Origin of the sequence: Clostridium sp. MCC328 (assembly GCF_018785465.1) — a bacterium.
GTDB classification, from domain to species: domain Bacteria; phylum Bacillota; class Clostridia; order Lachnospirales; family Lachnospiraceae; genus Pilosibacter; species Pilosibacter fragilis.
Map to the genome: position 1 here is coordinate 22093 of NZ_WQPW01000062.1, position 8203 is coordinate 30295.

An 8203-nucleotide genomic window follows, 5' to 3' on the forward strand; every position below is an offset into this window, starting at 1 on the left:
TGCCGACTATGGCGCAGCGGAAGCCTACCTCACATTTGAGCATGACGAGTTTACCATGAAGCCCACCCTTGATGAAAACGGGCGGCTGATACCGAGGGAGGATTACCGCATTTCTTCCCTTAACTGCGGGGGCGAGGATTTCGCCGTTGCCTGTATGCGAGCCAATCTCCGCTATGAGAAAAACCAAAAACGGGAAGATGTGAAAAGCCACCACTATATCATCAGCTTTGACCCACGGGACGGGACAGACAACGGCTTGACCGTAGACCGGGCACAGGAGCTGGGCGAGCAGTTCTGCAAAGAGCATTTCCCCGGACACCAAGCCCTTGTATGCACCCACCCGGACGGGCATAACCACAGCGGCAATATCCATGTGCATATCGTCATCAACTCCCTGCGGATTTATGAAGTCCCGCTTCTGCCCTACATGGACAGACCAGCCGACACACGGGAGGGCTGCAAGCACCGCTGCACCAACGCCGCTATGGAATATTTCAAGAGTGAAGTCATGGAGATGTGCCACCGGGAGGGGCTTTACCAAATCGACCTCTTGAACGGCAGCAAGGAACGGATAACCGAACGGGAATACTGGGCGGCAAAGAAAGGGCAGCTTGCCCTTGATAAAGAGAACGCCGCCAGAGAAGCCGCAGGACAGCCGACCAAGCCCACCAAGTTTGAAACGGACAAGGCGAAGCTGCGCCGGACGATACGGCAGGCACTTTCCCAAGCTGCCAGCTTTGACGAGTTTTCTTCCCTTTTGCTGCAGGAGGGTGTGACCGTCAAGGAGAGCCGGGGGCGGCTTTCCTACCTCACGCCGGACAGGACGAAGCCTATCACAGCCCGGAAGCTGGGGGACGATTTTGACAAGGCTGCTGTCCTTGCCCTGCTTATGCAGAACGCCCACAGAGCCGCCGAACAGACCAAAGCCATACCGGAATACCCACACACCCAAAAGGGACGCTTGCAGGAGGAAAAAGCCGCAAAAACCACCCCGGCAGACAACATCTTGCAGCGCATGGTTGACCGGGAAGCCAAGCGAGCCGAGGGCAAGGGCGTGGGTTATGACCGCTGGGCGGCAAAGCACAACCTAAAGCAGATGGCGGCTACCGTTACTGCCTACCAGCAGTACGGCTTTTCTTCCCCGGAGGAACTGGACGAAGCCTGTTCTGCCGCCTATGCCGCCATGCAGGAAAGCCTTGCAGAGCTGAAGCAGGTGGAAAAGACGCTGAACGGGAAAAAGGAGCTGCAACGACAGGTGCTTGCCTATTCCAAGACCCGCCCTGTCCGGGACGGGCTGAAACAGCAGAAAAACGCCAAAGCAAAAGCAGCCTACCGTCAGAAGTACGAAAGCGACTTTATCATAGCAGACGCAGCCGCCCGCTATTTCAGGGAGAACGGCATTTCCAAGCTGCCGAGCTATAAAGCCCTGCAAGCAGAGATTGAAACCCTTATCCAAGAGAAAAACAGCGGCTACAACGATTACCGGGCAAAACGGGAGGAATACCGCCGCTTACAGACTGTCAAGGGCAATATCGACCAGATTTTACACCGGGAGCGCAAGCCTGTGAAAAGGCAGGAACAGGAACGATAAAAACCGCCCCAAAATGTACCCGAACCTATACAGAACAAGGGGGCTGCCCCGTACCCTATCCGCAAATACCAAAGGATTTTTTAACGGGCTTATAGGGCAGAAAAACCCCGAAAATGATACCGAGATGATACAGAATTACCGCCGATACCGCCACACCAGCGGAAACGGCAGAAAGGAGCGCACCCATGCCAAGAATGAGCAAGAAACGGCGGCTGGAATGGTCTTTTTTCCTGCGGCAAGTGAAAGTCGGGAATTCCACCTGCGACCGTATCACATACAATGACCTCTGCCGGGGCTGTACCCATAGCTGCAAGCAGAGCTTCCGGGCGATTATCATACTCTGCCCCCACTACTACTCCAAACGCCGGAAAAAGGAGGACAGGGACAATGGCAGATAACCGCAAATATTATTACCTCAAGCTGAAAGAGAACTTTTTTGACAGCGACTCCATTGTGCTGCTGGAAGATATGAAAGACGGGATTTTATACTCCAATATCCTCTTGAAGCTGTACTTAAAATCGCTGAAAAACGGCGGGAAATTGCAGCTTGACGAGCATATCCCCTACACAGCGCAGATGATAGCGACACTGACCCGCCACCAGATAGGAACGGTTGAGAGGGCTTTGGAGATTTTCCGGCAGTTGGGGCTTGTGGAGCAGCTTGACAGCGGGGCTTTCTATATGACCGACATTGAGTTGATGATAGGACAGTCCTCTACCGAAGCCGAGCGAAAACGGGCTGCAAGGCTGGAAAACAAGGCACTTTTACCGCCCCGGACAAAAGGCGGACATTTGTCCGACATTCGTCCACCAGAGAAAGAGATAGAGTTAGAGAAAGAGATAGAGATAGAAAAAGAGAGAGAGGGAGAAACGGGACACCCCGCCCCCGCCGCTTATGGCAGATACAACAATGTGATACTGACCGATACAGAGCTTTCCGGGCTGAAAACAGAGCTGCCCGACAAGTGGGAGTATTATATTGACCGGCTTTCCTGCCATATCGCTTCCACTGGGAAGCAGTACCACAGCCATGCAGCCACCATTTACAAGTGGGCGCAGGAAGACGCTGCCAAAGGCAAGGCTGCCCCGAAACAGGGTATACCCGATTATTCATGCAAGGAGGGCGAGAGCTTATGAAAAACGAGATTGAAGCTATGATTACGGACATTACAGCCACTACCGCCGAAGCGGAGGACTACACAGGCGAGGACGGGCTTTTATACTGCGGCAAGTGCCATACGCCCAAAGAAGCCTACTTTGCAGAGGGAAAGACCTGTTTCGGGCGTGACCGCCACCCGACAGACTGCGACTGCCAGCGGGCAGCCCGTGAAAAGCAGCAAGCCGCCGAAAGCCGACAGAAGCACCTTGAAAAAGTGGAGGACTTGAAACGCCGGGGCTTTACCGACCCTGCTATGCGGAACTGGACATTTGAGCATGACAACGGCAGAAACCCGCAGACCGAAACCGCCCGCTTTTATGTGGAGAGCTGGGAAACCATGCAGGCTGAAAATATCGGCTACCTGTTTTGGGGCGGCGTGGGGACAGGAAAAAGCTACCTTGCCGCCTGTATCGCCAACGCCCTTATGGAGAAAGAGGTTGCCGTCTGTATGACAAACTTTGCAACCATACTCAATGACCTTGCTGCCAGCTTTGATGGCAGGAACGAATATATTTCCCGCCTTTGCAGCTACCCCCTGCTGATACTTGATGATTTTGGTATGGAGCGAGGAACAGAATACGGGCTGGAACAGGTTTACAGCGTGATTGACAGCCGTTACCGAAGCGACAAGCCGCTGATCGCCACGACCAACCTCACGCTGGAGGAATTGCAGCACCCGCAGGACACGCCCCACGCCCGTATCTATGACAGGCTGACTTCCATGTGCGCCCCCGTCCGCTTCACGGGCAGCAACTTCCGAAAGGAAACCGCACAGGAAAAGCTGGAACGCTTAAAGCAACTGATGAAGCAGCGAAAGGAGAGCCTATGACAGAAACGAAACAGACAAGCACCACCAAAACAGACCGCCGCCCGGACTGTGTAACGGAAATCCGCATGGGCAACTCCGTCCTTACCGTTTCCGGCTTCTTCAAGCAGGGCGCAACCGATACCGCAGCCGACAAGATGATGAAAGTGCTGGAAGCGGAAGCTGCTACACAAAAAACGGCGATTTGACCGACCATAAAGAAGCAGATTTGACGCTTTTGCCGCTATACAGACCGCCGCCCCATGTGGTACAATCAAGGTACGGAATAGTGGGGCTGGCTGTCGGAAACGGAGGATTTTATGTTAAGACAGACCAACCAACAACCAATTACCGCCCTTTACCCAAGACTTTCCCATGAGGACGAGCTGCAAGGCGAGAGCAATTCCATTTCCAACCAGAAGCGTATTCTTGAAACCTATGCAAAGCAGAACGGTTTTTCCAATCTGCGCTGGTACACGGACGACGGTTATTCTGGTGCGAACTTTCAAAGACCCGGTTTTCAAGCCATGCTTGCGGACATTGAAGCCGGAAAAGTCGGGACAGTTATCGTAAAGGATATGTCGAGGTTAGGGCGAAACTACCTGCAAGTGGGAATGTACACGGAAATGATTTTCCCACAGAAAGGTGTCCGCTTTATCGCTATCAATGACGGAGTGGACAGCGCACAAGGCGACAATGACTTTGCCCCGCTGCGGAATATCTTTAACGAATGGCTGGTGAGAGATACGAGCAAGAAAATCAAAGCAGTAAAACGCTCAAAAGGCATGAGTGGCAAGCCCATCACAAGCAAGCCTGTGTATGGCTACCTCATGGACGAGGACGAAAATTTCATTATTGACGAGGAAGCTGCACCCGTAGTCAAGCAGATATACAACCTCTGCCTTGCCGGGAACGGTCCGACTAAGATAGCCCGTATGCTCACAGAGCAGCAAATCCTCACGCCGGGGACGCTGGAATACCGCAGGACGGGCAGCACCCGCCGCTACCACCCCGGCTATGAGTGCAAGTGGGCGACCAATACCGTTGTGCATATCCTTGAAAACCGGGAATACACAGGCTGTCTGGTAAACTTCAAGACAGAAAAGCTCTCTTACAAAGTCAAGCACAGTGTAGAAAATCCCCTGGAAAAGCAAGTGATTTTCGAGAACCACCACGAGCCTATCATAGACACCCAGACATGGGAACGGGTGCAGGAACTTCGCAAGCAGCGCAAACGCCCCAACCGCTATGATGAAGTGGGCTTGTTCTCCGGCATACTGTTCTGTGCGGACTGCGGTAGTGTCATGTATCAGCAGCGATACCAGACGGACAAGCGCAAGCAGGACTGTTATATCTGCGGCAACTACAAGAAACGCACCCATGACTGTACGGCGCACTTTATCCGCACCGACCTCTTGACCGCTGGCGTACTCTCCAATCTGCGGAAAGTGACAAGCTATGCGGCAAAGCATGAAGCCCGGTTTATGAAGCTCTTGATTGAGCAGAACGAGGACGGGGGCAAGCGCAGGAACGCCGCCAAGAAAAAGGAACTGGAAGCCGCCGAGAAACGCATAGCCGAGTTATCCGCTATCTTCAAGCGGCTGTATGAGGACAGCGTGACCGGGCGCATATCAGACGAGCGTTTCACAGAGCTGTCGGCAGACTATGAAGCAGAACAACGGGAGCTGAAAGAAAGAGCCGCTGCTATCCAAGCGGAGCTTTCCAAAGCACAGGAAGCCACCGTGAACGCAGAAAAGTTTATGAATGTTGTTCGGCGGCATACCAGCTTTGAAGAACTTACCCCTACTCTGTTGCGGGAGTTTGTAGAGAAAATCGTTGTGCATGAGTGCAGCTATGACGAGAACAAGACCCGTAGGCAGGACATTGAGATTTATTATTCTTTTGTTGGCAAGGTGGACTTGCCCGAATAACCGCCCGACCTATCCGACATACCTCATGTGCCGGATAGGAACGGCAAAATTTTTTACACTTCTATTACTTCTTTATCACACATCAGTAAAATCTCAGGGCATTAAGCAGCTCATGGCTGGCGGCGGCGTGGTGCTGATCGGCACGACCCTCATCCCTCTGCTCTCCGGTCTGTTCGGTTAATCCGGCAGCCGCGCAGAAGTAACCATCGGGGCGGGTGCTGGAAAAGGCACTCGCCCCTCACAATTCACCAACGATTTAAGGAGGAAATTCAAGTATGGCATTTATCAATCAGGCAGTTACGGTTCTCCAGACGCTTGTTATCGCCCTCGGTGCGGGTCTCGCAGTGTGGGGTGTTATTAACCTCATGGAAGGCTACGGAAACGATAATCCTGCGGCTAAATCTCAAGGTATCAAGCAGTTCATGGCTAATTAAAGGGAACAAAAAGAAAGGAAAAGCACAATCCAGACGGTATCAGCGGCAGTCTACAAGAATAAATTGTGATTACACAAGATTGGTGCTATAATAAGAGAAAAGTTCCTGCCGGGGCAGCCGCCCCGGTGGTATGGATAGAAAGGCAGGAAAGCAATATGCACATCAGCTATAAACCACTCTGGCATACACTGTTAGAGCGTGATATGAGAAAAGAAGATTTAAGGCTTGCCGCCGGTATGACAACGAATATGATTGCCAACATGAGCAAAGAGGGAAAGCACATCAGCATGGACACATTAGCCCGTATCTGCGAAACGCTGAATTGTGAGATTACTGATGTAATTGAGTTAGTACCAGACGAGCCTGCTTCCACAGGAGGTAAGGAACATGAGCGAACTGAAACCAAGAATAATGGAAAACGGAATTGATTATATCCTTGTCGGAGATTACTATATCCCGGATTTGAAGCTGCCGAAGGAACACCGCCCTATTGGAAAGTACGGACGGATGCACAGGGAATATTTAAGGGAAGTCCACCCAGTCAGATTGAACACATTGACCTTGACCGGGGAGTTATGGACATACCTTGCAGACCTGAACGAACAGGCACAGGAACGGTTAGACACCATCATGGAGCAGATGAAAGATGCCGAGGGCGTGACCGAGGAATTGAAACGAACCCAAGAAATGGAATGGGTGCGGCGTTGCAATAACATTCACAACCGGGCAGAAGAAATTATTTTGCAAGAGATGATTTATTCATAACGGTATGATAGAATGATTATGACAAATCGGGATTTGCAAAGGAGCGTGATTGTATATTTTGTTGGACGCGTTGTTGGAAATGTTGTGCCGTTTAAGTTGGATAGGTAGACGAGCGACAATTTGAAGTTGTGGAGGAAAAGCATTATGAAAAAAATTATGTTTGGTAACAGTTTAATGCTCTTAGGTATTGCAATAATGATTCTTGCAGGTTTAGAGCTGATATACATTGGTATTGTGTGGGCGTCTTTTCTTTTAATACCTGTAGGATTTATTATGGCTGTTATAGGGTTTTTTAGCAAAGACAGTTAAATACCGGTTTGTCGAATTAAGAAAATCGGTAGTTGACAAGGAGTTTTGATAGCATGAAAAAAATATTTCTTAAAATTGTGATAGGGGTTGTTCTTGTTTGTATTTTATTTGTTTGTTTTCTTTATACGAACAATGAGATCGGCGTGACTTCATCTAAGCTGGAGACAGATATTCGTTCGTCGCAGAAGATTAAGGATGATTGGACGGTCGATGGAAGCGTTTCCAGCACGATGGCTGCATATATTTCTTACCCTCAGGATTTGAGTGACCATTCTTTTTCCGTCTATGTCAACCGCCCTGGTCTTTCCTTTGGATACTTTTTCCGTGGGGGTGGAAAACTTTCGGGGGTTCAAAGAGGAATTGCCGAGTACACTGTAGAAGGATATAATGAGCGAGCATTTATTTCTATGAATCAGCAACAGGTAACACAGCTTGAAATAGATGACGGCAACACAATTCAAGCGCTTGACATTGACAGCAATAAACCTTTTGCGATTGTTTTGCCTATAAATGCGGGAACCATTACATTCTATGATGTGAATGGCAATACTGTGGAATACTGGAACAATTCTCTTTGACAACTTCCAGTTTGTCGTTCTAAAAATTCAACTGAATAATCCCAGCAAAAACCGCTGCTACATGGAAGCCAACAAACCATGCAACAGCGGTTTTTCTTTACCGTTTTTTCCTTTGGCTGATAGGCGTTCCCATTTTCTTTGATTTTTTGAGAATCCGAATCAGCCAGCGAAATTCTTCGTCTGACAGATTTTTATAGTTGATACCGAGCTGTTTACAGTAAAGGACAACCAGCTTTTCATCCCGGCTGCCCTTGAAATTTTCGACCGCTTCCAGATTTTCTTTCAGTTCATTGGCAACAGTGGTCTGGGGTGCACTCTCACTGTCCTTTTTATGGGCTTCTCGAATATCCCGGATAATGAGGTTGAGGTCATCCCGTACCATCTGACTGAAATATTCATCATCACTGATATGGGCGGCTTGTAGCACTTTCAAATGGGGGTCGTCTTCGCCAGGGCGATACCGTTCAATGATTTCATGTCGGACAGTATCAACAAGGGCATTGAGGTTTTGAATCTGCATGGTGGCAATTCCATCCACATAAATCTCAATGTCCGCAAGAAACTTGATAAAGTCCTTATGGGTGGCAAGTTCGCACAGCAGACGGTTGTTAATCCGACCGCTTTTCAGAAG

General features: G+C 50.0%; 11 protein-coding genes and 2 pseudogenes. 12 read left to right on the forward strand and 1 reads right to left on the reverse strand.

Annotation, left to right across the window (positions count from 1 at the left end):
* From GPK83_RS09825 to GPK83_RS09880, 12 genes and pseudogenes are all read left to right on the forward strand, one after another.
* Positions 1–1591, forward strand: a 1591-nt coding sequence (locus tag GPK83_RS09825) for a relaxase/mobilization nuclease domain-containing protein (RefSeq protein ID WP_252196310.1), incomplete at its 5' end; no start/stop codon positions are given.
* Between the two features lie 185 nt (positions 1592–1776).
* Positions 1777–1989, forward strand: coding sequence for a hypothetical protein (locus GPK83_RS09830; protein ID WP_039891482.1), 213 nt, complete (start codon positions 1777–1779; stop codon positions 1987–1989).
* Positions 1979–2728, forward strand: coding sequence for a phage replisome organizer N-terminal domain-containing protein (locus GPK83_RS09835; protein WP_008394427.1), 750 nt, complete (start codon positions 1979–1981; stop codon positions 2726–2728). Before GPK83_RS09830 ends, GPK83_RS09835 begins: the two co-directional genes overlap by 11 nt.
* Entirely contained in the window at positions 2725–3579 is an 855-nt protein-coding gene (locus tag GPK83_RS09840) for an ATP-binding protein (protein WP_055222989.1), read from the forward strand. The genes GPK83_RS09835 and GPK83_RS09840 overlap by 4 nt, the downstream gene beginning before the upstream one ends.
* The gene (locus tag GPK83_RS09845; RefSeq protein ID WP_002569233.1) at positions 3576–3764 is read left to right on the forward strand and encodes a transposon-encoded TnpW family protein; all 189 of its coding nucleotides are present in this window, start codon (positions 3576–3578) and stop codon (positions 3762–3764) included. Before GPK83_RS09840 ends, GPK83_RS09845 begins: the two co-directional genes overlap by 4 nt.
* Before the next feature lie 111 nt (positions 3765–3875).
* Complete coding sequence (locus GPK83_RS09850) at positions 3876–5486, forward strand: recombinase family protein (RefSeq protein WP_215704675.1); 1611 nt, start codon at positions 3876–3878, stop codon at positions 5484–5486.
* Between the two features lie 88 nt (positions 5487–5574).
* Positions 5575–5667 (forward strand): annotated as a pseudogene (locus GPK83_RS17350) (Maff2 family protein); the annotation flags it as partial.
* 94 nt (positions 5668–5761) lie between these two features.
* Positions 5762–5914: pseudogene (locus tag GPK83_RS09860) on the forward strand (Maff2 family protein); the annotation flags it as partial.
* A gap of 71 nt (positions 5915–5985) precedes the next feature.
* Entirely contained in the window at positions 5986–6348 is a 363-nt protein-coding gene (locus tag GPK83_RS09865) for a helix-turn-helix domain-containing protein (protein ID WP_342587762.1), read from the forward strand.
* Positions 6308–6685, forward strand: coding sequence for a TnpV protein (locus GPK83_RS09870; protein ID WP_215704677.1), 378 nt, complete (start codon positions 6308–6310; stop codon positions 6683–6685). Before GPK83_RS09865 ends, GPK83_RS09870 begins: the two co-directional genes overlap by 41 nt.
* A 144-nt stretch (positions 6686–6829) precedes the next feature.
* Positions 6830–6994, forward strand: coding sequence for a hypothetical protein (locus tag GPK83_RS09875; protein ID WP_006060468.1), 165 nt, complete (start codon positions 6830–6832; stop codon positions 6992–6994).
* A gap of 53 nt (positions 6995–7047) precedes the next feature.
* Positions 7048–7572: a hypothetical protein gene (locus GPK83_RS09880; protein WP_112146230.1), complete on the forward strand. Its 525-nt coding sequence runs from the start codon at positions 7048–7050 to the stop codon at positions 7570–7572.
* 97 nt (positions 7573–7669) lie between these two features.
* Here the strand turns inward: GPK83_RS09880 and GPK83_RS09885 are convergent.
* A partial coding sequence (locus GPK83_RS09885) for a hypothetical protein (protein WP_215704678.1) occupies positions 7670–8203 on the reverse strand: 534 nt, incomplete at its 5' end.